Annotated in this window: 14 protein-coding genes, 1 tRNA gene and 1 pseudogene; 6 read left to right on the forward strand and 10 right to left on the reverse strand. The window is 70.0% G+C overall.

The genetic code is table 11. From position 1 onward, the window contains the following. Positions 1 to 43: 43 nt before the first annotated feature. From ACFHWU_RS13695 to ACFHWU_RS13705, 3 genes are all read right to left on the reverse strand, one after another. Positions 44 to 2,527 carry a DNA gyrase/topoisomerase IV subunit A gene (locus ACFHWU_RS13695; protein WP_416555093.1) on the reverse strand — a complete coding sequence of 828 codons (2,484 nt, stop codon included), beginning with the start codon at positions 2,525 to 2,527 and terminating at the stop codon, positions 44 to 46. A gap of 40 nt (positions 2,528 to 2,567) precedes the next feature. After that, positions 2,568 to 4,652 (reverse strand): DNA gyrase/topoisomerase IV subunit B, encoded by a 2,085-nt coding sequence (locus ACFHWU_RS13700; RefSeq protein ID WP_416590705.1) that lies wholly within the window; start codon positions 4,650 to 4,652, stop codon positions 2,568 to 2,570. A 227-nt stretch (positions 4,653 to 4,879) separates the two neighbouring features. Continuing rightward, positions 4,880 to 6,316, reverse strand: a complete 1,437-nt coding sequence (locus ACFHWU_RS13705; RefSeq protein WP_416590707.1) for an endo-1,4-beta-xylanase — start codon at positions 6,314 to 6,316, stop codon at positions 4,880 to 4,882. A 391-nt stretch (positions 6,317 to 6,707) separates the two neighbouring features. Between ACFHWU_RS13705 and ACFHWU_RS13710 the strand changes: the two genes are divergently transcribed. From ACFHWU_RS13710 to ACFHWU_RS13720, 3 genes are all read left to right on the forward strand, one after another. Continuing rightward, positions 6,708 to 7,706, forward strand: a complete 999-nt coding sequence (locus ACFHWU_RS13710; RefSeq protein WP_416568282.1) for a threo-3-hydroxy-L-aspartate ammonia-lyase — start codon at positions 6,708 to 6,710, stop codon at positions 7,704 to 7,706. Positions 7,707 to 7,792: 86 nt separating this feature from the next. Further along, positions 7,793 to 8,230: an SCP2 sterol-binding domain-containing protein gene (locus ACFHWU_RS13715; RefSeq protein ID WP_416555085.1), complete on the forward strand. Its 438-nt coding sequence runs from the start codon at positions 7,793 to 7,795 to the stop codon at positions 8,228 to 8,230. Next, a complete protein-coding gene (locus tag ACFHWU_RS13720; protein ID WP_416590709.1) occupies positions 8,178 to 10,265 on the forward strand; it encodes a glycogen debranching N-terminal domain-containing protein in 2,088 nt (695 codons plus the stop codon). The genes ACFHWU_RS13715 and ACFHWU_RS13720 overlap by 53 nt, the downstream gene beginning before the upstream one ends. 26 nt (positions 10,266 to 10,291) lie before the next feature. Here the strand turns inward: ACFHWU_RS13720 and ACFHWU_RS13725 are convergent, their stop codons facing one another. Together ACFHWU_RS13725 and ACFHWU_RS13730 are read right to left on the reverse strand one after the other, a co-directional pair. Continuing rightward, positions 10,292 to 11,278, reverse strand: a complete 987-nt coding sequence (locus tag ACFHWU_RS13725; protein WP_416555081.1) for a diacylglycerol/lipid kinase family protein — start codon at positions 11,276 to 11,278, stop codon at positions 10,292 to 10,294. A gap of 22 nt (positions 11,279 to 11,300) precedes the next feature. After that, a complete protein-coding gene (locus ACFHWU_RS13730; protein WP_416590711.1) occupies positions 11,301 to 12,755 on the reverse strand; it encodes a glycoside hydrolase family 43 protein in 1,455 nt (484 codons plus the stop codon). A gap of 303 nt (positions 12,756 to 13,058) precedes the next feature. Between ACFHWU_RS13730 and ACFHWU_RS13735 the strand changes: the two genes are divergently transcribed. Then, the gene (locus ACFHWU_RS13735) at positions 13,059 to 13,745 is read left to right on the forward strand and encodes a nucleoside/nucleotide kinase family protein (protein WP_416555077.1); all 687 of its coding nucleotides are present in this window, start codon (positions 13,059 to 13,061) and stop codon (positions 13,743 to 13,745) included. On the opposite strand, the gene ACFHWU_RS13740 is transcribed toward ACFHWU_RS13735, so the two are convergent. Together ACFHWU_RS13740 and ACFHWU_RS13745 are read right to left on the reverse strand one after the other, a co-directional pair. Continuing rightward, positions 13,742 to 15,043, reverse strand: a complete 1,302-nt coding sequence (locus tag ACFHWU_RS13740) for an MFS transporter (RefSeq protein WP_416590713.1) — start codon at positions 15,041 to 15,043, stop codon at positions 13,742 to 13,744. The two genes, ACFHWU_RS13735 and ACFHWU_RS13740, sit on opposite strands and share 4 nt — an antisense overlap. Positions 15,044 to 15,372: 329 nt before the next feature. Continuing rightward, positions 15,373 to 16,941: a cellulose-binding domain-containing protein gene (locus ACFHWU_RS13745; protein ID WP_416590714.1), complete on the reverse strand. Its 1,569-nt coding sequence runs from the start codon at positions 16,939 to 16,941 to the stop codon at positions 15,373 to 15,375. Between the two features lie 380 nt (positions 16,942 to 17,321). Between ACFHWU_RS13745 and ACFHWU_RS13750 the strand changes: the two genes are divergently transcribed. Both ACFHWU_RS13750 and ACFHWU_RS13755 read left to right on the forward strand, forming a co-directional pair. After that, complete coding sequence (locus ACFHWU_RS13750; RefSeq protein WP_416555069.1) at positions 17,322 to 18,311, forward strand: M20/M25/M40 family metallo-hydrolase; 990 nt, start codon at positions 17,322 to 17,324, stop codon at positions 18,309 to 18,311. Between the two features lie 114 nt (positions 18,312 to 18,425). Further along, a pseudogene (locus ACFHWU_RS13755) lies at positions 18,426 to 19,126 on the forward strand (thioesterase II family protein). Between the two features lie 139 nt (positions 19,127 to 19,265). Here the strand turns inward: ACFHWU_RS13755 and ACFHWU_RS13760 are convergent. The 3 genes from ACFHWU_RS13760 to cmk form a co-directional block, all read right to left on the reverse strand. Then, a tRNA-Pro gene (locus ACFHWU_RS13760) sits at positions 19,266 to 19,339 on the reverse strand. A gap of 107 nt (positions 19,340 to 19,446) precedes the next feature. Next, on the reverse strand, positions 19,447 to 20,832 hold the full coding sequence (gene der, locus ACFHWU_RS13765) for a ribosome biogenesis GTPase Der (protein WP_416590717.1): 1,386 nt from the start codon (positions 20,830 to 20,832) through the stop codon (positions 19,447 to 19,449). Next, complete coding sequence (gene cmk, locus ACFHWU_RS13770) at positions 20,829 to 21,509, reverse strand: (d)CMP kinase (protein WP_416555063.1); 681 nt, start codon at positions 21,507 to 21,509, stop codon at positions 20,829 to 20,831. The genes der and cmk overlap by 4 nt, the downstream gene beginning before the upstream one ends. Between the last annotated feature and the right edge of the window lie 20 nt (positions 21,510 to 21,529).

Consider the following 21,529-nt stretch of genomic DNA (forward strand, 5'->3'; position numbering starts at 1 on the left):
CGGGTCGGTGATTGGCCGACGGCACCGGATCGGCCGCCGGTGGTCAGCCTCGTTCTAGCAGGTGACCGATGACCTGCGGGGCCAGCATCACCGGGGTGCCCGAACTGTCCCGGCGCGGATCGAGCTGCGGCAACGCCACCGACTCCCCGGACGGGGTGGCACCGACCGGTCGGGAACCCACCCAGGCCAGCTCCAGCCCCGACTCGCCCTTGAGGAACCGCTGCACCCGGACCCCACCGGTGGCCCGGCCCTTCGCGGGATACTCGGCGAACGGCGTGACCTTGACGTGATGCCCGGTGGAGGTGACCACCATCGGCTCTCCGTGCACCGGGTCGTCGGTCCGTACGGCGGCGAAGAACAGCACCCGGGCATCGGCCGCGAGGTTGATCCCGGCCATGCCGCCGCCCTTGAGCCCTTGCGGACGGACCAGCTTCGCGGCGAACCGCAGCAGCGAGGCGTCAGTGGTGACGAACACCAGGCTCTCGGTGCCGTCGGTCAGCCAACTGGCTCCGACGACCTCGTCGCCGTCGCGCAGACCGATCACCTCGAACTCGTCCGCGCGTACCGGCCAGTCCGGCGCGCAGACCTTCACCACGCCGTGGCGGGTGCCCAGCGCGAGTCCCGGCGCGTCCCGTTGGGTGGCCGGGGCCAGGCCGACAACCTGCTCACCCGTGCCCAACGGCAGCAGTTCGGCGACCGGCATGCCGCCGGACAGCGACACCGTTCCGGAACGCTGCGGCAGCACCGGCAACGGCAGAACATCGGTACGGACCGCCCGGCCGGTGCTGGTGATCAGCAGCACCTGGCCACGGGCAGTGGCCGGCACCACGGCCTGCACCGCGTCGTGCCGGGCCCGGCTGTTGCGCCGGGCATCCTCGACCGACTCCTCGCTCTCGGCGACGGTGCGGGCGACCAGCCCGGTGGCGGACAGGATGACCTGGCAGGGGTCGTCGGCGACCTCCAGCGGACCGGCCGGGACCGAGGCGGCCAGCACTTCCTTGAGGTCGCCGTCGACGAGAGTGGTCCGCCGGGGGGTGGCGAACTGCTTGGCCACCTTGGCCAGCTCGTCGGAGACCAGCTTCCGCAGCGCCGCGGGGTCGTCGAGGATCCGCGACAGCTCGGCGATCTCGCTACGCAGCCGGTCCTGCTCGGCCTCGAGCTCGATCCGGTCGAACCGGGTCAGCCGGCGCAGCGGGGTGTCCAGGATGTAGCCGGCCTGCACGGCGGTCAGCCCGAACTCGGCCATCAGCGCGTCCCGCGCCGCCTGCGCGTCGTCGCTGCCCCGGATCAGCCGCACCACCCGGTCGATGTCGAGCAGGGCGATCAGCAGACCGTCGACCAGATGCAGTCGATCCTGGCGGCGGCTCCGTCGGTAGAGGCTGCGTCGGGTGACGACGTCGTACCGGTGAGCAAGGAAGGCTTCCAGTAGCTCCTTCAGCCCGAGCGTACGTGGCTGCCCGTCGACCAGCACCAGGTTGTTGACGCCGAACGACTGCTCCATCGGGGTCAGCCGGTAGAGATCGGCGAGCAGAGCCTGCGGGTTGACCCCGATCTTGCATTCGATGACCAGGCGGGTGCCGTTCTCCCGGTCGGTCAGGTCCTTGACGTCGGCGATGCCCTGCAACCGTTTGGTCTTGTTGACCTCTTCGGTGATCTTCTCGATGATCCGCTCGGTACCGACCCCGTAAGGCAGCTCGGTCACCGTGATCGCCTGCCGCCCACGGCTGCCCTCGAGCAGGCCGATCTGCACCTTGGCGCGCATCCGCACCACCCCTCGCCCGGTGGCGAACGCACGGCGCACCTCGTCGAGTCCGAGCAGCAAGCCACCGGTCGGCAGATCCGGGCCGGGAACGAACTCCATCAGCTTGTCGAGGCTCGCGTCGGGATGGCGGATCAGCCAGCGGGTGGCCGCGACGACCTCACTGAGATTGTGCGGGATCATGTTGGTCGCCATCCCGACGGCGATTCCGGACGCGCCGTTGACCAGCAGGTTCGGGAAGGCTGCCGGCAACACCTTCGGCTCGGTCAACGAGCCGTCATAGTTGGGCTTGAAGTCGACGGTCTCCTCGTCGAGTTCGCCGACGAGCAGCATCGCCGGGCGGGACATCCGCGCCTCGGTGTAGCGGCTGGCCGCCGGACCGTCGTCGGGGGAGCCGAAGTTGCCGTGCCCGTCGACCAGCGGCACGTTGAGCGAGAAGTGCTGCGCCATCCGGACCATCGCGTCGTAGATCGCAGTGTCGCCGTGCGGGTGGAACTTGCCCATCACGTCGCCCACCACCCGAGCCGACTTGACGTAGCCCCGGTCCGGACGGTGCCCCTGCTCGCTCATCGAGTAGAGGATCCGTCGGTGCACCGGTTTGAGCCCGTCCCTGGCGTCGGGCAGGGCTCGGGCATAGATGACCGAGTAGGCGTACTCCAGGTAGGAGTCCTGGATCTCGGTCTCCAGCGGGTTGTCCAGGATCCGGGCGCCGGCCTGGTCGAACGCGGACAGGTCGACCCCGGACTGCTTGCTCTTGCTGCGTGCCATCTCTACGTTCCCAGCGCTTCCTCGATCGAGCGGGTCATGCTCAGGCGTCGATACTCTCCTGGTCGACCCGGCCGGCCGAGTCGATCAGCCAGTTGCGGCGCGGCTCGACCTTCTCCCCCATCAGCAACTCCAGGGTGCGGTCGGCGACCTCCACGTCGGCCAGGGTGATCCGGCGTACCGAGCGAGTCGCCGGGTTCATGGTGGTCTCCCACAATTCGTCGGCGTCCATCTCGCCGAGGCCCTTGAACCGGGGCACCGGGGTGACGACCTGTCGCCCGGCCCGCTCGATGCGCCGTACGGTCTGCTCCATCTCGGCCTCGGTGAAGGTGAAGATGGTCTCCGCGTTGCGGCCCTTGGTGGTGATCTTGTGGAGCGGAGGCATCGCCGCGTACAGCCGGCCGGCCTCGATCACCGGGCGCAGATACTTGGCGAACAGGGTGATCAGCAGGGTCCGGATGTGCGAGCCGTCCACGTCCGCGTCGGCCATCAGGATCACCCGGCCGTACCGCATGGCGGCCAGGTCGAAGGTACGCCCGGTGCCGGCCCCGAGGACCTGGACGATCGCCGCAACCTCGGCGTTGCGCAACGTGTCGGCCAGGTTGGCCTTCTGCACGTTGAGGATCTTGCCCCGGATCGGCAGCAGTGCCTGGTACTCGGCGACGCGGGCCATCCGGGCCGAACCAAGCGCGCTGTCGCCCTCCACGATGAACAACTCGCTGCGTTGCAGGCCGGTCGACCGGCAGTCGACCAGCTTCGGCGGCATGGACGCCCCTTCCAGGGCGGTCTTGCGCCGAGCGGCGTCCTTCTGCTGCTTCTGAGTGAGCCGGACCCGGGCCGCGTCGACAACCTTCTGCAGCACGGTCCGGGCCTCGGTACGGGTTCGACGATCCTCCACCCAGGACTTGATGTGCCGCTCCACCACCGTCTGGACCACCCGGGTGATGCCCGCGGTGGAAAGCTCGTCCTTGGTCTGCGAGGTGAACTGGGGCTCCGGTATCCGCACGTGCACCACGGCCGTCATGCCTTCGAGGACGTCGTCGACGGTCGGCGGATCCTCCTTGGGTTTTAGCAGGCCACGGCTGTTGCGCACCGCGTCCACGACGGCCCGGGTCACCCCGCGTTCGAAACCCCGCCGGTGGGTGCCGCCGTGCAGGTTACGGATGGTGTTCGTGAAGCATTCCACGGTCCGCTCGTAACCGGTGCCCCAGCCGAGGGCGACCTCCACCTCGGCCCGGCGCTCCACGTCCGACTGCATCACCCCGTTGGCGTCGGCGGCGTTCTCCTTGTAGGTGCCGGTGCCGGTGATGAACAGCGTACCGCTGACCGGTCGGTCCCCGGTCGGGGTGAGGAACTCCACCATCTCAACCAGGCCCCGGGGATGGTGGTACACCTCCTCGGCCAGCTCGCCAGAGGTGGCGTCGCGCAGCACGTAGGTGACCCCGGGTACCAGGAAGGCGGTGTTACGCAGCCTGGTCCGCACGGCCGCCACGTCGAGTGCGGCGCCGGCGTCGAAGTAGCGGGCGTCGTACCAGTAGCGGATGGAGGTGCCGGTGGCCTCGCCGCGCTTCATCCGACCGACCGCCCGCAGCCCCGACTGCCTGGTGAAGCCGGCGACCGGGCCGGGGCCGTCGAAGACCCCCGGGACGCCCCGCTGGAACGACATCTCCGACACCCGGCCGGCCCGCTTGACCCGTACGTCGAACCGTAGCGAGAGCGCGTTCACCGCCGACGCGCCGACCCCGTGCAGGCCGCCGGACGCCTTGTAACCGGAGCCGCCGAACTTGCCGCCGGCGTGCAGCCGGGTCAGCACCAGTTCGACCCCGGACAGCCCGGACCGGGTGTGTACGTCGGTCGGGATGCCCCGGCCGTCGTCGTCGACCTGGACCGAACCGTCGGCGTGCAGAGTCACCTCGACCCGGCTGGCGTGGCCGGCGACGCCCTCGTCGGTGGAGTTGTCGAGGATCTCGTTGAGCAGGTGGCCGACGCCCCGGCTGTCGGTGGAGCCGATGTACATGCCGGGCCGTTTACGGACAGCCTCCAGCCCTTCCAGGTGGGTGAGGTCGTCTGCTCCGTACAGCGTCTCAGATTGTGCAGTCAACGCGTCGAACTCCCGGTGCCGGCCCACGGTGCCCTGCCTCGCCGGTGCACAGGACCGGCCGGCAGGGCAACGACGGTGGCCTGCGAGCCACCGTCCGACGAGCGTAACCGCAGCCACCGACAGCGCCGCGCCGGGCCGGTACCGGGTGTCGCCGGGCCCAGCCGGTCGCACCCCCGCGCTCCCGGTCGCCGCACGCGGGCGGGGCCGGTACGCGGGACGTCCCGCGTACCGGCCCCGCCCTGGGGTGGTTGCCGTCAGCCGGCGCTGCAGGTCGGGGTCATCCCGCTGCCGGTGCCAGTGCCCTGGAAGCCGAACTGAGTCGACTGCCCGGCACCGATCTGGCCGTTCCACGGTGCGTTGCTGAAGCGCACCGTGCCGGTGCTACCGCTGGCCTGAGAGTTCCACGCGTTGGTGACCGCCGCCCCGGACGGCAGGGTCATGGTGACCGTCCAACTGCTCGTCGAGGCGGACCCGGCGGTCACCCGCACGTTCGCCACGAAGCCTCCTGACCACTGGTCGAGCGAGATCACCGCGGCTGAGCAGTTGCCATCACCTGGCGGCTGCGAGGGCGGCGGAGCCGTCGTGGGCGGCGGGGCCGTGGTCGGCGGCGGAGCCGTGGTCGGCGGCGGAGCCGTCGTGGGCGGCGGGGTGCCGCCGGCGTTGAGCGCGGAGAGGGTCGAGTGGTACGCCTGCTTCTTGTTGCCGTTGCACTCGAACAGCAGCGGGGTGCCGCCGCTGCGCCACGAGTCGCAGTCCCGGATGCCCCAGGTGGTGATGCCGGTGCAGCGGGACACCGCCAGGCAGTCCTGCACCACGTTGCGGTAGGTGTTGGCCTGGCTGCTGCCGGAGCCTTCGATGTCGAGCTCGGTGATCTGCACGTCGACGCCGAGGGCGGCAAAACTGGACAGCGTGGTGCGGTAGTTCGACGGGTACGGCGAGCCGCTGTTGAAGTGCGACTGCAGGCCGACGCAGTCGATGGGTACGCCGCGCTGCTTGAAGTCGCGGACCAAGTTGTACGCGGCCTGGGTCTTGGCCCAGGACCAGTTGTCGATGTTGTAGTCGTTGTAGCAGAGCTTGGCGCCGGGGTCGGCGGCGCGGGCGGCCCGGAACGCCGCCTCGATCCAGTCGTTGCCGGTGCGCTGCAGGTTGGAGTCGCGCCGGGCACCGCTACCGCCGTCGGCGAAGGCCTCGTTCACCACGTCCCAGGAGTGGATCTTGCCCCGGTAGTAGGAGGCGACCTGGGTGACGTGGTTGAGCATGGCCTGGCGCAGTGGAGCGCCTTCCATCTGCCGCATCCAGCCGGGTTGCTGGGAGTGCCAGGCGAGGGTGTGGCCACGGACGGCCATGCCGCGGGAGATGGCGTGGTTGACGATCCGGTCGCCGTTGCTGAAGTTGAACTGGCCCTGCTGCGGCTCGGTAGCGTCGAGTTTCATCTCGTTCTCGGCGGTGACGCTGTTGAACTCCCGGTTGAGGATGTTCACGTACGTCGAATCGCTGAGCTTGTTGGCCGCGACGGCGGCACCGAAATACCGGCCGGACTGCTCCGCGGCCGCGCCGAGCGTGGACTCGGCGGCGCTGGCGGAGGTTGCGTACAGCAGCGAGGTACCGGCGGCAAGGGCAACCACCGCGGCGGAGGCCAACGCGGCCCGCGGTCCCCTTCTCCTCGGTCTGCTGGCTGATTGATGGGTCATGGCGATGGTTGCCTCTCGGTGCGGAGTGTGGTCGGCGGGTGAACCTCGGCCACACATCGACTTTCATCGAAGTGCTGTTGAGCGATGCTAACGGAAAATTTCCGGTAGCTCAATGACCAAGACCGATACCGGCGGACCCGCTGTTCAACCAGCGGTCCGGAGGACGGCAGCACGGCGTCGGCACCTGATGGCGAGACCAGAGGTACCAAAATTTTCGAAAAGATCCGAGCAGATCCGGACCGCGCGCAACACCATCAGCGGCACCGTCGCGCTACGGGTCGGCGGTGTCGGCCGCGCCCGGACAATGCGGCATGGACACCAGCCGGCCGGCTGCGACTCGCCCGGCCGCTGTATGGAACTCTGTCAGATGAGCGCCCCGGGAGGAAGCACCTTGACGGACTCGACACCGGTCACCCTGCACGACGTCCGCGACGCGGCCGCGCGGATAGCCGGCGCCGCGCACCGCACCCCTGTGCTGCGCTCGCGCACTCTGGACGCCATGGTCGGCGCCGAGGTCTTCGTCAAGTGCGAAAACCTGCAACGGGTCGGGGCGTTCAAGTTTCGTGGCGCCTACAACACAATCTCCCGGCTGTCACCGGCTCAGCTGGCCCGGGGCATCGCCGCGTACTCGTCCGGTAACCATGCCCAGGCCGTCGCGCTGGCCGCCCGGGAGTTGGGCAGCACCGCAGTGATCGTGATGCCGCAGGACACCCCGGCGGCCAAGATGGCGGCGGTCCGCGGTTACGGGGCCGAGATCGTCACCTACGACCGGTACACCGGTGACCGGGTCGCCATCGGTACGGCGTTGGCCGCCGACCGGGGACTGGCCCTGGTCCCGCCGTACGATCACCCGCACGTCATCGCCGGGCAGGGCACCGCAGCGCTCGAGCTGGTCGAGGAGGTCGGCCCGCTCGACGCGCTGCTGGTGCCGGTCGGTGGCGGCGGGCTGGCGGCGGGCACCGCAGTCGCCGCGAAAGGACTACTGCCCCGGATCCGGGTGATCGGCGTCGAACCGGCGGCCGGCGACGACACGTTGCGATCGCTGGCCGCCGGCCGACGGGTCACCATCCCGGTGCCACGCACGATCGCCGACGGGCAGGCCGCCGAGACGCCCGGTGAGCTGACCTTCGCGATCAACCGGCAACTGCTCGACGACATCGCGCTGGTCGATGACGACGAGATCCGGATGGCGATGCGGTTCGCCTTCGACCGGATGCGGGTCGTCGTCGAGCCCAGCGGCGCGACCGGGCTGGCCGCCCTACTGGCAGGTCGGTCGGTATCGACGCTACGGCGGGTCGGCGTGATCGTCTCCGGCGGCAACGTCGATACCCGGCGCTTCGTCGACCTGATGTCCACCGCCGAGTCGCCCCGGCCGGCTGATCCCAGGTAACTCACCCGACGCGGGTGATGCGGGTCGGTCTCGGCCCGACCTACGGTGCACCGAGGACGTCACACGGCGCGAGGAGGTGGGGTCGGATGGTCGACACGGTCGAGGACGCGCTGGATCGGCTGGTTCGCGACGCAAGCTCGGTCCTGACCCGGCTGCCACCCCGGCTGAGCGGCACCGTTCGCTTCGACGTGCACGACGAGAGCAGGACGACGCACTGGTTTGTCACCCTGGGAACCGGGAAGGTCCAGGTGTCGTCGACGGGGCCCGAGCCGGATTCGATCATCCGCAGTGAACGGGTCCGCTTCGACCGGTTGGCCCGGGGCGAGGACCGGTTCATCCCCCTGCTGTTCCGCAACACGGTCGTCGTCGAGGGAGACCTGGGCCTTGCGGACCAGATCTGCCGGGTCCTGTTCGGCAGTGTGCCGGCCGGGCTGCATCCAAGGGACTTCACCCGGAGGGAGGCCGTCAAGAATGAACGAGAAGACCGTCAGCATCCTGGACGGGAACACCTTCGTGGTGACTGACGAACGCGGTGACGTGACCGCCTCACCGGACCTGCCAACCGGCCTGTTCTCGTTCGATACGCGCTTCCTCTCCACCTGGGTGCTCCGGATCGACGGCCATCGACTGAACGCGCTGTCCCAGGACGACCTGCACTTCTTCGAGACCCGCTTCTTCCTCGTGCCGGGCCGACCCACTCACTACGTCGACGCCAAGCTGTCCGTCATCCGGGAGCAGTCGATCGGCGCGGCGTTCGTCGAGCGGATCACCGTGCTCAACCATGACATCGCGCCGGCAACCCTGACCCTGCGAGTCGACATGGACACCGACTTCGCGGACCTGTTCGAAATCAAGGACGTTCAGCACAAGCGCGGAACGAAGTCGGTCCAGCACGACGACGGTCGGCTGCGGTACAGCTACCGGCGGGAGACCTTTCGGCGGGACACCGTCATCTCCAGCACGCTTCCGGCCCGGATCGACGACGACGGCATGACGTTCGACGTCACCCTGGAGCCGCGCGGTCAATGGCAGACCGAACTCCGGGTGGAACCGGTGATCAATGGCGGCGACCCCACGTCGCCGACCATCTGGGGCGCCTACCGGCGCCGGGCCCGACCGCAACTACGCCAAGAGCTGGAGCGCTGGATCGACCAGGCGCCGGAGTTGCTCGCCGACAACCCCAACCTCACCACGGCGTATGAGCGAAGCCTGATCGACCTCGCCGCCATGCGGTATGCCTCGCTGACCGCCACCGGCGCGATCCCGACCGCTGGGCTGCCCTGGTTCATGACGCTGTTCGGCCGGGACAGCATCTTCATCAGCCTGCAGACCATGCCGTTCCTACCCCAGCTGACTCCCCCGGTGCTGCGACTGCTCGGCTCATTGCAGGGCGGCAGCCTAGACGACCTGCGGGAGGAGGAGCCCGGCAAGATACTGCACGAATTCCGGTACGGCGAGTCTGCGGCGTTCGAGGAGCAGCCGCACACCCCGTACTACGGATCGGCCGACGCGACTCCGCTGTTCGTGATCCTGCTCGACGAGTACGAACGGTGGAGCGGCGACGTCGAACTGGTCCGCGGGCTCGAACGCCAGGCCCGCGCCGCGTTGCACTGGATCGACGAATACGGGGACCTGGTCGGCAACGGCTACGTCTCCTACTGGCGACGCAACACCCGCAATGGTCTGGAGAACCAGTGTTGGAAGGACTCCTGGGACGCGATCTCCTACCGTGACGGACGGCTGTCCGCGCTGCCGAGGGCAACCTGCGAGCTGCAGGGTTACGCCTATGACGCCAAAATCCGTGGCGCCCGGCTGGCCCGCCAGTTCTGGAACGACCCAGCGTACGCCGACCGGCTGGAGCGGGAGGCCGCCGACCTGAAGCAGCGGTTCAACCGCGACTTCTGGGTGGCCGACGGCGAGTACTACGCGCTCGCTCTCGACCCGGACGGCACCCCGGTCGACGCGCTGGCGTCGAACATGGGGCACCTGCTGTGGAGCGGAATCGTCGAGCCGGATCGGGCCGGCAAGTTGGCCGAGCATCTGCTCGGGCCGGCGATGTTCTCCGGCTGGGGGGTACGGACGTTGGCCGAGACCGAGGCACGGTACAACCCGGTCGGCTACCACGTGGGGTCGGTCTGGCCGTTCGACAACTCGATCATCGCCTGGGGGCTGCGCCGGTACGGGTTCCGCGAGGAGGCCGCCCGGATCGCGGAAGGGATGATCGAGGCGTCCGGGTTCTTCGACGGACGGTTGCCGGAGGCCTTCGCCGGCTACCGACGCGAGTTGACCGAATATCCGGTCGAGTACCCGACGGCGTGCAGCCCACAGGGCTGGTCGGCGGGGGCGGTGCTGCTGCTGCTGCGTACCATGCTGGATCTCACCCCGTACCAGGACCATCTGGGCGTCGACCCGCATCTCCCGCCGTCGATACCCCGGATCGAGCTGCTCGACGTACCCGGCCGGTGGGGCCGGGCGGACGCGCTCGGCCGACGGGCCGAGCGTCACCAGCGGCAGCACACCGGGCTGCTCGCCCGGCTGGGACACAGCGACAACGGCTGACTCGGGGCGGCCACGCCCCGGGCCGGTCAGTGCGCGTCACGGGTACGTTCGACGAGCGCCGTGCCGCGCCGCGCGGCGGCGCCGGCGTCCACCGACAGGTCCGGGTCATCCGCCGGACGCGGCACGCACAGCAGCAACGCCGCCGGCTGGACCGTCACCCGCAGCGTGGCGCCGGGTTCGATCAGGTCGCCGTCGAGCTCGCGGGGTTGGTCGCGGTCACTGACCACCGACACCTCGCGCCCCCGGTACACCTGCATCCGCGGCACCCGTCGCCGACCCCGTACCAGTGCCCAGGCCAGCGCAAGCCAGTGCCGCAGCGTCCGTGGCGTCAGCACGGCGACGTCGAGCAGACCGTCGTCGGGTTCGGCGTCGGCCAGCAGGGTCATCCCGCCCTGCAGCCGGCCGACGTTGGCCACCAGCACGGTGCGGGCCCGGGACCGTACCGGCGGCTGGTCGTCGATCTGGACCTGCACCGGCACCGGCCGGTCCCGCAGGTGCCGCACGGCGCCGGCAACGTACGCCAGCCAGCCGATCCGTGCCTTGGCCTGCTCGGAGGTGGCGGCCAGCAGGCTCGCGTCGAACCCCATGCCAGCCATCACCACGAAGCAGCGCTCGTCGTCGAGCCGACCGACGTCGAGCCGGCGGGTCTGCCGTTCCACCGCGACCTCCAGCCCGGCCGCGAGGTCGGTCGACAGCCCCAGGTTGGCGGCGAGCAGGTTACCGGTGCCGGCCGGCAGGATGGCGAGCGCCACGTCGGTGCCGACCAGACCGGCGACACACGACATCACGGTGCCGTCGCCGCCGCAGGCGAACACGACGTCAACCCCGGCCGCGACCGCGTCCCGGGCCTGCGTCCGCCCCGGTTCGGCGACCGTCGTCTCCAGCCAGATCGGTGCCGCCCAGCCGGCTTCGGCCAGGCTCGCGTCGACCGCCGCTCGCAGGACGTCGAGGTCAGTAACCTTCGTAGGGTTGACCACTACGGCGGACCGTACCGGCGCTGTCTGCTTCTGCACCAGGTCAGTGTGGGCCACCGGGTCAGCCGGTGACGCGGAAGGTGGCGTCGGCGCGTGCCTGCGCGTCGGCGATCGGCTCGAGGCGCAGTTGGTAGCCGTAGTGCCGGATGTAGCGGTCCGGGAAGTTGTAGGACTGGAACGACGACCATCCGGCGTCGGCCAGGCCGACGACCCGGCGGAAGGTGGCGTCGGCGGCGAAGACCGCCGAGCCGTCGTCGGGTGCCAACTCGAAGTCGAACGCGTAGTGCCGCAGGTAGTGGCCCGGATAGTTGACCGATTCGATCGAGACGTACCCCGAGCCGCCGGACAGGCCGGGCACCAGCCGGAACTGCGCGTCCTGGGCCGGGCTGACGTTGGCGTCGATGCGCACGTCGAAGTTGGCGTGCCGCACGTAGCGGTCCGGGTAGTTGTACGACTGAATTCGGTTCACCGGGGTGGTCGTGCCCCAGCGGGCAAGCACCCTGGACTGCTCGGCCGCGGTCAGGTTGAGGATCGATCCGTGCCGCTTGCGGCTGCCGCCCATGCTGTAGTCCGACCGGGTCCGGAAGTTGCCCGTGCCGCCCAGGTTAGTCGAGGTGACCGGCAGGTAGCCGCGGCCGGTGGCGTACTGGTCAAGCCAGAGCACCCACTCGTCACGGCCGTTGAACTGGGCCCACATCGGGCCCTCGACGACGTTGCCGCCGCCGGTGCCGTTGGAGATGCCCAGGTGCGACAGGTTGCCGAGGGTCGTCCAGTTACCGAGGATCGAGTTGCTCGCCTCGATGGTGATGTGACCGTCGGCCGACGCCCGGTAGTAGCGGTAGCCGCCGACGCTGTTCGGGACCTCGATGATCTGGGTGTCGATGATGCCCTGGCCGCTACCCCGATCGATGTACAGCTGCGGAGCACCGATGGTACGGAAGTCGCTGGTCCGCGCGTACCAGATGCGGTGCTTGGTGACCCCGTTGCGGGCCGAGTTGGTCGCCCAGTAGACGACGTAGTCACCGGTCGCCGGGTTGTAGATCGCCTCCGGTGCCCAGGCGTTGCCGGCGCCCGCGATACCGTTGGCGACGTTGAGCAGCCACGGTGCCGACCAGTTGACCAGGTCGGTGGACTCCCAGACGACGATCGAGGTGCTGCCCCGGTTGGCGGCGTCGTTCCACGACGTTCCGCTGGCGATCCGCAGATCGGTGGCGATGATCCAGTACCGGTCGCCGGCCGGTGAGCGGACCAGGACCGGGTCCCGCACGCCACGGGTGCCCACTGTGGATATCAGGACCGGGCTGCCGTTGTTGAGGTCGGTCCAGTGCAGCCCGTCGGTACTGTGCGCCAGATAGATCTGCTCGCCGTTGGTCGACTCCCCGGTGAAGTGGGCCAACAGGTATCCGGTGAACGGGTCGAGGGCGGCAGCCGGTCTCGCCGCGGTCACCGACCATGAGGTGAACAGCAGGCAGGCGGCGGCGAGGACGGCGCTGAGCCGGGCAAGGGTCCTCGGCATCGGGTCTCCTTCAGTTGGAGTTGGTCGGGTCCGGCCAGCGCCGGCGGTCCGCCGCCTACGTGCTGGCGCACGACGTGGCACTGCCGGGCACCGGACGGCAGCGACGCCGCAGGCGACAGGTATCCAGATCATCCGATGTTATCGCTAACACGGCACCCGGTACGATTGCCGCGCGATTGCCGGATTGAATCGACAGTGTTAACTACCTGCAGTCTCGATGTCAATGGGTCGAGGGCCGGCAGCGGATACCCGTGTCCGCCGGGGAGTCGGCCAACGGCTCCCCGGCGCTGCTTAAGCTGGTGCATGCTCGATGAACTCGTCGCACGTGCCCACCGGCTTGTCCCCCGCGACGGCCGACTCCTGCTCGGCATCACCGGCTGCCCGGCGGCGGGCAAATCGACGCTGGCGGCACTGCTGGTCGCCGGGCTGCGGCAGGTCGGGGTTCCGGCGGCGCTGGTGCCGATGGACGGCTTCCACCTGTCCGACGCGGCACTGGACCGGCTCGGCCGGCGCGACCGCAAGGGCGCCATCGACACCTTCGACGGTGACGGCTACCTCGCCCTGCTGCACCGGCTGCGGACCGAGCGGCATCGGACCGTCTGGGCGCCGGGTTTCGAACGTGACCTCGAACAACCGGTGGCCGGCACCATCGCGGTGGACCCACCGGTACGGCTGGTCGTCACCGAAGGAAACTACCTGCTCGCGGACGCAGAGCCCTGGCCGGCGGTACGTGCGCTGCTGGCCGAGGTGTGGTTCTGCCAACTCGACGACGACGTACGGCGGGACCGTCTCATCCGCCGGCACGTCGAGTTCGGCAAGTCACCCGCCGCCGCCCGCGCCTGGGTAGCCACGGTCGACGACCCGAACGCCCGGTTGATCGGGGCCGGTCGAGACCGAGCCGACCTCGTCGTCGACATGACCACGTTGGGACCGGCCGACGGCAACGCTCCGCGCCCGGTTGACCGGCCGCCCCGGCCCGGCGGACGCTAGCGGCACGGCTGGCCGGCGGCGCTAACAGCACGGCTGCCCGCCGTGCCGGTCCGGCGGGTCTTCGGCTCCGCCGGAGGACGGGGCGGCCGCCGGGCCATCCGCCCGGGCCAGCAGGAACAACGGGAGCAGCACCGCCGCACCGGCACTGACCGCCAACACCGGGTACCCGACGGTGCCGAGCACCATTCCGGCACCGACGCTGGCCACCGCCGAGGCTCCCCAGGCGACCGCGTCCACGCCCCCTGGACGTGCTGGCGGTCGGCGAGTGTCAACGACTGGGTGAGCAGGCCGCTGCCGCCGACGAAGGTGAGGTTCCAGCCGGAACCGAGTAGGAACAGCGCGACGTACAGCTGCGCGCTTGCGGCCGCCGGCACCAATGCGACCATCGTGGACAGGGCGATCAACCCGATGCCGGCGAGGATCGCCGTCCGTGCCCCGAACCGGTCGACGATGTGCCCGGACAGCGGCGCCAGCAGGAACATGCCGAGCAGGTGCGAGCTGACCACCGCACCTACCGCGCCAAGGTCGTGACCGTGCATGTCCATGTGTAACGGCGCCATTGTCATCACGGCGACCATCGACACCTGGCCGGCGGTCATCGACACCACCGCGGTACGGACCACCGGACGTCGCCACACCCCGACCGACACGGCACCCGGCTTCGTGTCACCGGGCGTCAGGGCAGCGCGCCGCGTACCGGCCCGGGTCGTCGGCAGGGTCGCCGACGCCGCTGCCGCGGCACCCGCACCGACCAGCGCCAGGAGGTACGGCCCGGCGAGCGGCGGCAGACCCAGCCCGGCGGAGAACCGCGCGAGTGGCGCGATCAGGTTGGGCCCGGCCAACGCGCCGACGGTACCCGCCCAGACGACGACGCCGACCGCGAAACCCCTGCGGTCGGGCGGGTACAGGTCCGCCGCGCAGTACCGGGCCAGCTGCGCTGCGCCGTTGCCGACACCGAGCAGCAGCATGCCGACCATCAGCGGGCCCGCCGCGTCGGCCAGCACGGCGCCGCCCGCGACGACCGCACCGACGGCCGCGACCAGGTAGCCCAACACGAGCGCGGTACGGCTGCCACGTCTGGCCAGCACGGCGGCGAGCGTCAGGGTGCCGACGGCGGAGCCGACGATTCCGGCCGCGTTCGGTATGCCGCTCCACAGCGGGCTGAGCAACTGCGCCCCGACGAGAGTGCTCACCGTGCTCGCACCGACCATCGACACGTGGGTCACCGCCGCGCCGGTGAACAGCGCGGCCATCGGCCGGTGTCGGGTCCGGCGGGCCTCGACCGCGGCGGGCACCATGGTCAGCCAGGTCTCTCGACGAGGATGCCCCTGGGCACTGGCACAGACATGTGCCGACCTCTTCTGCGAGACGTCGGCTGTGGCGGAACGTTGTCAAGATTCTTACGGCTGGCGGCTGCGGTGCTTCTCCGGCGTTGCCCGGCCGACGTGTCGGGCGCAGACGACGGGCGGGCCATCGGTTTCGCCGATGGCCCGCCCTGTGCGGTGCCGGCCGGCTCACGGCGTACCGCGGCCGGAGGTGCCCGGGTCAGAGGTGTCAGTTCGGGGCGTGGACTCCGGTCGCCGCGTAGTCCTTGATGGATCCTCGGACGTACATCTCGCTTCCGGTGTTACCAGCCGGCGAACGGCGTGGTGGAGGCGTTGCGTCCGTACACGTCTGTGTAGACCGTGGATGGCCCGCTGTTGCGCACCGAGAAGGTGCCGGGCCGGTACTCGCGCAGGGTGCCCTTGAACGGCGATCGGGGATCGCCCCAGGCGACCTGTTGGCCGGTCTGCTGGGTCACCTGTCGAGCCTCGGCGCAGTAGTCGCCACCGACCAGGTCGGTGTAGCACAGGTCCACGATCCGGCCCATCCTGTTCGGCAGTGTCGGGTCGTAGTACCGGGAGGGATTGACGACGTAGAACAGCCGCGCGAGGTGAAAGTCCAGCCCGGAGCCCGTCACCCGCACGTCGGAGAACCAGAAGTCGTCCATGTCGGAAACCGTGAACGGCACCGGGTTGGGGTAGAGCGGGTCGAAATGCGTACGACCTTCCCGGATCGCGTCGATACAGCCGTTCTCGGCGATCAACCGGCTCAGCGATCGGGTGTCCGACGGCGAGTCCGCCGGCACCGGGGGTGCGACGTCGATGAGCGGACGACCGAAGCCGGGGCATTCGCTGGGGCTGAAGCCGCCGGGTCGGCCAAGCGGGATCATCGCGTTGTATCGAGCCTCGGTGACCGGGCCACCGTTGCTCCCGACGCAGCGCTGGTTGAACAGCAGCTCGTGGACGTTGTTGGTGAACGCGTCCGGCGAGTGGGTACCCTGGTGGAACTTCAGCAAGACGTCGCAGACGGCGATCGTGGGCCGCTCCGGTGGGAAGAAGCTGGTGCCGTGGTCCCCCTGGATGACGTTGCTGTTGTTCACCACCAGTACCTTGTGCCCGACGTGGTCCTCGTGGCGGTGACTGTGGTCGGGCATGTTGTCCAGCATGACCTCGCTGGTGTAGCCGAAGGCCGGCCAGCCTGCGGTGCCGTACAGGTCCGAGGTCCGCGGATCGTCACCGTGTTCGTGGCCGAAATAGCAGCCGCTCGGGTGCCAGGTCGGGTAGACCTTGCCGTCTGGGCCGTAGGTCCAGTACCGGGCGTGGATCTCGACCGAGCACTCGCCGGCCCGCGGCAGGTAGCCCTTCTCGTTGGCGGTGGCGATCAGTTCGTACGCCCGGCTCCTGGGCGCGCTCGCCGGTGGCAGCGCAGTGCCCCAGGCCGGGTCGCCGGGCGGCATCGGCGGCGGCGCGGTGGTCGGCGGTGGACTGGACGGCGGCGCGGTCGTGGGTGGAGGGGTGGTGGGGTCGGTGGGCGACCCCGTACAGGTGGTGCCGTTGAGCGCGAAGCTGGTCGGGGCGGTGTTGCTGCCGTTCCACGACCCGTTGAAGCCGAACGACGTAGTCGCCCCGGTAGCGATGTTGCCGTTGTAGCTGGCGTTGCGGGCAGTGATCTGTCCACCGCTCTGCGACACCGTGGCGTTCCACGCCTGGGTGATCTGCTGACCGTTGCCGTAGCTCCAGGTCAACGTCCACGAGCTGACCGGGTCACCGAGGTTGGTGACGGCCACGCTGGCCGTGAAGCCACCCGGCCACTGCGAGGCGACGGAGTAGGTGACGCCGCATCCGACGGCAGCGTACGCGGCCGTGACGGCCACTCCGCTTCCGGCGATGACGGCCGTCACGGTCGCGGCTGACCACAGCCGGGACCGGTACCGGTGTTAACGCATGTGCTGGCTCTCCTCCACTGACGTGCGGACGGATCGACAGGGCGCGCTGTCACCTACGGTCGACCACCCCGGGTGGCCTGAAGCGCGAGGTGTCCCGGTGTGGCGCGGCACGGGTGGCACCGGGCAGCGCAGCGTGGTGGATCGTCCGAAGGGAAGACAGCGAACGCACCATCGATAGATGCTCATAAATGTTATGCCGGCGCACTCACTGTCAACTGGATACGCTGACGTCCACCGATGTAAGGTTGATCATCTTTGGAGCAGCCGAACCTCGCCTACCCGTTCTCGACCCCGGGCAGGTCGAACGTGTGCGCGAGCTGCGCGCGACCGTCGACGCCGACGCGCTCCGACACGAGCTCCGGACACTCCCGGCACCCCGGGTCCGGGTGCTCACCCCGGACGCCTGCGCCGAGCTGGACGGTGACCTACGGGACCGTTTCGCGGCAGCGGGCTGGACGGCCCGACTCGACCGGTTTCACGCGCGGGGTGTCCCCCAGTGGGGGCCGAGCGGGCGGTACGAGGACGTCCTGACCGACGTGGACATCGACGGCGTCAACATCGTCGCCGCCAAGGAGGGCGAGCTCTCCGAGGTGGTCCTGGTCCTCGCCCACCACGACACGGTTCCAGGCACCGGCGGCGCCGACGACAACGGCACCGGCGTGGTCGGACTACTGGAACTGGCACGACTGCTGGGTGGGACACGGTTCCGCCGTACGGTGCTGCTCGTCGCGGTCGACCACGAGGAACTCGGCTTTCACGGTGCCCGTCACCTGGTGCGGCAGATGTCGGTTGCCAGGCGGAAGGTGGTCGGCGCCTATGTGTTCGAGATGCTCGGATTCGCTAGCACGGAGCCCGGCAGCCAACATCTGCCGACCGGGCTCGGCCTGCTCTACCCTGGGCAGATCAAGCGAATTCGGCGCGACGGGCAGCGAGCGGACTTCGCTGCCGTGCTCTACCAGCGGTCCAGTCGTACGATGGCGACGCTGTTCGCGGCCGCCCTGACCCAGCTGGCCGGCCCGACCGGCACTATTCTGCTCCGCGCACCCACCGACCTCCCTGTGCTGGGGCCGCTGCTTGGCCGTTTCGTGCCGTTCACCCAGCACTTCGCGCGCAGCGACCACCTGCCGTTCTGGGACGCCGATCTGCCCGCGGTCCAAATCACCGACACGGCCAACTTCCGCAACCCGCACTACCACCGGGCCGGCGATGTCCCCGAAACGGTCAGCATGCAGCAGGTGGCGGACGTGGTCGCAGCCACCGCCCTGGCCGTGGAGATCCTGGCGGAGCGGCTCGACTAGCCGGCACTGGCGCCCGCGAAGCCTGGACCGCATCCTGACACCCATGACATCGATCACCGCAGGTGCCTGGATTCGCCGTTACCACTCGGCGGCGGTGGACGCGCCGCGCCTGATCTGCCTCCCGCACGCCGGTGGCAGCGCCAGCTTCTACTTCCGGCACTCGGTCGCCCTGGCCCCGCCGTCGCGGTTCTCGCCGTGCAGTACCCCGGTCGCATGGAGCGCCACGACGAGCCCTTCGCCAATTCCGTCGCCGACCTCGCAGACGGAGCCTTCGACGCGCTCGCCGCCCTGCCCGACCTCGGCGGCGACGTCTCCCTCTTCGGACACAGCATGGGCGCGACCGTCGCCTTCGAGGTGGCACGACGGCTGGAGAACCGGCTGGGGCTCACTCCTCGCCGGCTCTTCGTCTCCGGCCGCCGCGCTCCGTCCCGGCACCGCGATGAACGCGTACACACTCTCAACGACGACGGCCTCATCGCCGAACTGACGGCCCTCGACGGTTCCGACAGCCGGGTCTTCGCCGACCGGAGATGCGGGCGCTGCTGCTGCCGGCGATCCGCAACGACTACCGTGCGATCGAGACCTACCGGTGCGCCCCGGACGTGACGATCTCCGCCCCGGTGACGGTACTGACCGGCACCGCCGACCCGACGACCACCCCGGACGAGGCCGACGCGTGGCGCCGGCACACCACCGCGGGCGTCACCATCCACACGATGACCGGCGGGCACTTCTTCCTCAACGAGCACCGCCCAGCCGTACTCGAGATCGTCACCCGGTCGCGGTCGGCACGCGACGGTATGCCCGACCGGTGAGGCGCCCGGACCCGCAACGCAAGTCACTCAACCGCATGTGCGAACGACGGGTCTAGATCAGCAATCTCCTACCGAGGCACAGTGCATTAGAAGCCGCTGACCAGAGATTACTCCTGGTCAGCGGCTTCTTTAGCAACTGTCGGGACGGCCGGATTCGAACCGACGACCCCTTGACCCCCAGTCAAGTGCGCTACCAAGCTGCGCCACGTCCCGCCTCCGCCGACACAACGCCAGCGGCAGCCGGTACAGCGTAGCGCACCGGTCGGCCAGGACTCCGTGGCCCCACCCGACGGCCACGACAGCCGTACCGGCAACGGGTCTCAGCCGTGGGCCTTGCCCCGCCCGCCGGGACCCACCTGCTTGCGCGGGCGCACCGTGACCTCGATCGGGGTCCCCTCGAAGCCGAACTCCTCCCGCAGCTTGCGCTCGACGAACCGCTGATAGCCGGCGTCGAGCGGGCCGGTGGTGAACAGCACGAACCGGGGCGGCGCCACGCCGGCCTGGGTGGCGAACAGGATGCGCGGTGCGCGGCCGCCGCGTACCGGGTGCGGGGTGGCCTGCACCAGGGCGGTGATCCACTGGTTGAGCTGGCCGGTCGGGATCCGGGTCTCCCAGCTGGTTAGGGCGGTCCGCAGCGCCGGGGCGAGCCGCTCCACCGACCGGCCGGTCCGGGCGGAGATGTTCACCCGGATCGCCCACGGGATGCGCCGGAGATCCCGCTCGATCTCCTTCTCCAGGTAGTATCGCCGGTCGGCGTCGACCAGGTCCCACTTGTTGAACGCGATCACCAGCGCCCGGCCGGCCTCGACGACCATCGACAACACCCGCTGGTCCTGCTCGCTCAGGACTTCGCTGGCGTCGAGCAGGACGACCGCCACCTCGGCCGCTTCGATCGCACCGGCGGTACGCAGGCTGGCGTAGTACTCGGTGCCGCTGGCCCGGTTTGCGCGCTTGCGCAGCCCAGCGGTGTCGACGAACTGCCAGGGCTCACCGCCGATCTCGACGATGCTGTCCACCGGGTCGACGGTGGTGCCCGCGACGGAGTCGACGACGGCCCGATCCTCCCGGGCGAGCCGGTTGAGCAGACTCGACTTGCCGACGTTCGGCCGGCCGACCAGGGCGACCCGGCGAGGGCCACGCGGCCCACCCGGCTCGGTGACCGGCGGCGGATCAGGCAACGCGTCGAGGACCGCGTCGAGCAGATCACCGGACCCGCGGCCGTGCAGCGCGGAGACCGGGTACGGCTCCCCCAGGCCGAGCGACCACAGGGCGGCCGACTCCAACTCGACGGACATGTTGTCGGCCTTGTTGGCGACCAGCAGGACCGGTTTTGCGCTGCGTCGCAGCATCTTGACCGCGGCCTCGTCGACGTCGGTCGAGCCGACCGTGGCGTCGACGACGAACAGGACGACGTCCGCGGTGGCCACCGCAGCTTCGGCCTGGGCGGCGATCGCGGCGGCGCGGTCGCGGGCATCCGGCTCCCAGCCGCCGGTGTCGACGACGACGAACTGCCGGCCGGACCAGTTGGCGTCGTACGGTACCCGGTCCCGGGTCACGCCCGGGGTGTCCTCCACCACCGCCTGCCGGCGGCCGATGATCCGGTTGACCAGTGTGGACTTGCCGACGTTGGGACGCCCGACGACGGCGACCACCGGGACCGGGGCAGCCGGCCCGGTCCGCTCGTCCGGAACCGCCTCGGCGCTCACCGGGTCGTCCGGGCTGCGAGCAGCTCACGGAGCCGGTCGACGACCTCGTCGATGCCCATCCCGGTGGTGTCCAGCTCGACCGCGTCGGCGGACTGCTGCAACGGGTCGGCGGCCCGGGTCGAGTCGAGCCGGTCGCGGCGGGCCAGCGCCGCCGCTGTCGCCGCCACGTCGGCGGCGGTCTCGGCACTGCGCCGCATCGCCCGGGCCTCGGCCGAAGCGGTGAGGTAGACCTTGAGGTCGGCGTCGGGTGCGACGACGGAGCCGATGTCACGGCCCTCGACGACGATCGGGGCCGGCTGGTCGATCAACGCGCGCTGCTCGGCGACCAGCCGTTCGCGTACCGCAGGCACGGCGGCCACCGCGGACACTGCGGAGGTGACCTCCTGGCTGCGGATCTCGACGTCCACCGCGACGCCGTCCGCACTGATATGCGGTGCCGCCGGATCGGTGCCGACGGTCAAGGCGACGTCCGACGCGACCTTGACGACCCCGGGCGTGTCGTGCGGATTGACGCCAGACCGGAGCACCGCCCAGGTGATCGCCCGGTACATCGCCCCGGTGTCCAGATAGCGGGCGCCCGTCGCGGTGGCCAGTCGCCGGGAAACGGTGGATTTGCCGGATCCGGACGGACCATCCACCGCCACCACGAAGTGCCCGGTCCGTACCTGCTCAGCCACCGTCGGTTTCCTCTCTTCCG

Source organism: Micromonospora sp. LOL_015, from assembly GCF_048060275.1.
GTDB lineage: Bacteria > Actinomycetota > Actinomycetes > Mycobacteriales > Micromonosporaceae > Micromonospora_E.

Excerpts from the sequence above, each read along its gene's own strand:
- ACFHWU_RS13740 (WP_416590713.1), bottom strand. The coding sequence starts at position 15,043 with ATGGTGCCCGCCGCGGTCGAGGCCCGCCGGACCCGACACCGGCCGATG.
- ACFHWU_RS13715 (WP_416555085.1), top strand. The coding sequence starts at position 7,793 with ATGGTCGACACGGTCGAGGACGCGCTGGATCGGCTGGTTCGCGACGCA.
- ACFHWU_RS13720 (WP_416590709.1), top strand. The coding sequence starts at position 8,178 with ATGAACGAGAAGACCGTCAGCATCCTGGACGGGAACACCTTCGTGGTG.
- ACFHWU_RS13735 (WP_416555077.1), top strand. The coding sequence starts at position 13,059 with ATGCTCGATGAACTCGTCGCACGTGCCCACCGGCTTGTCCCCCGCGAC.
- ACFHWU_RS13730 (WP_416590711.1), bottom strand. The coding sequence starts at position 12,755 with ATGCCGAGGACCCTTGCCCGGCTCAGCGCCGTCCTCGCCGCCGCCTGC.
- ACFHWU_RS13695 (WP_416555093.1), bottom strand. The coding sequence starts at position 2,527 with ATGGCACGCAGCAAGAGCAAGCAGTCCGGGGTCGACCTGTCCGCGTTC.
- ACFHWU_RS13705 (WP_416590707.1), bottom strand. The coding sequence starts at position 6,316 with ATGACCCATCAATCAGCCAGCAGACCGAGGAGAAGGGGACCGCGGGCC.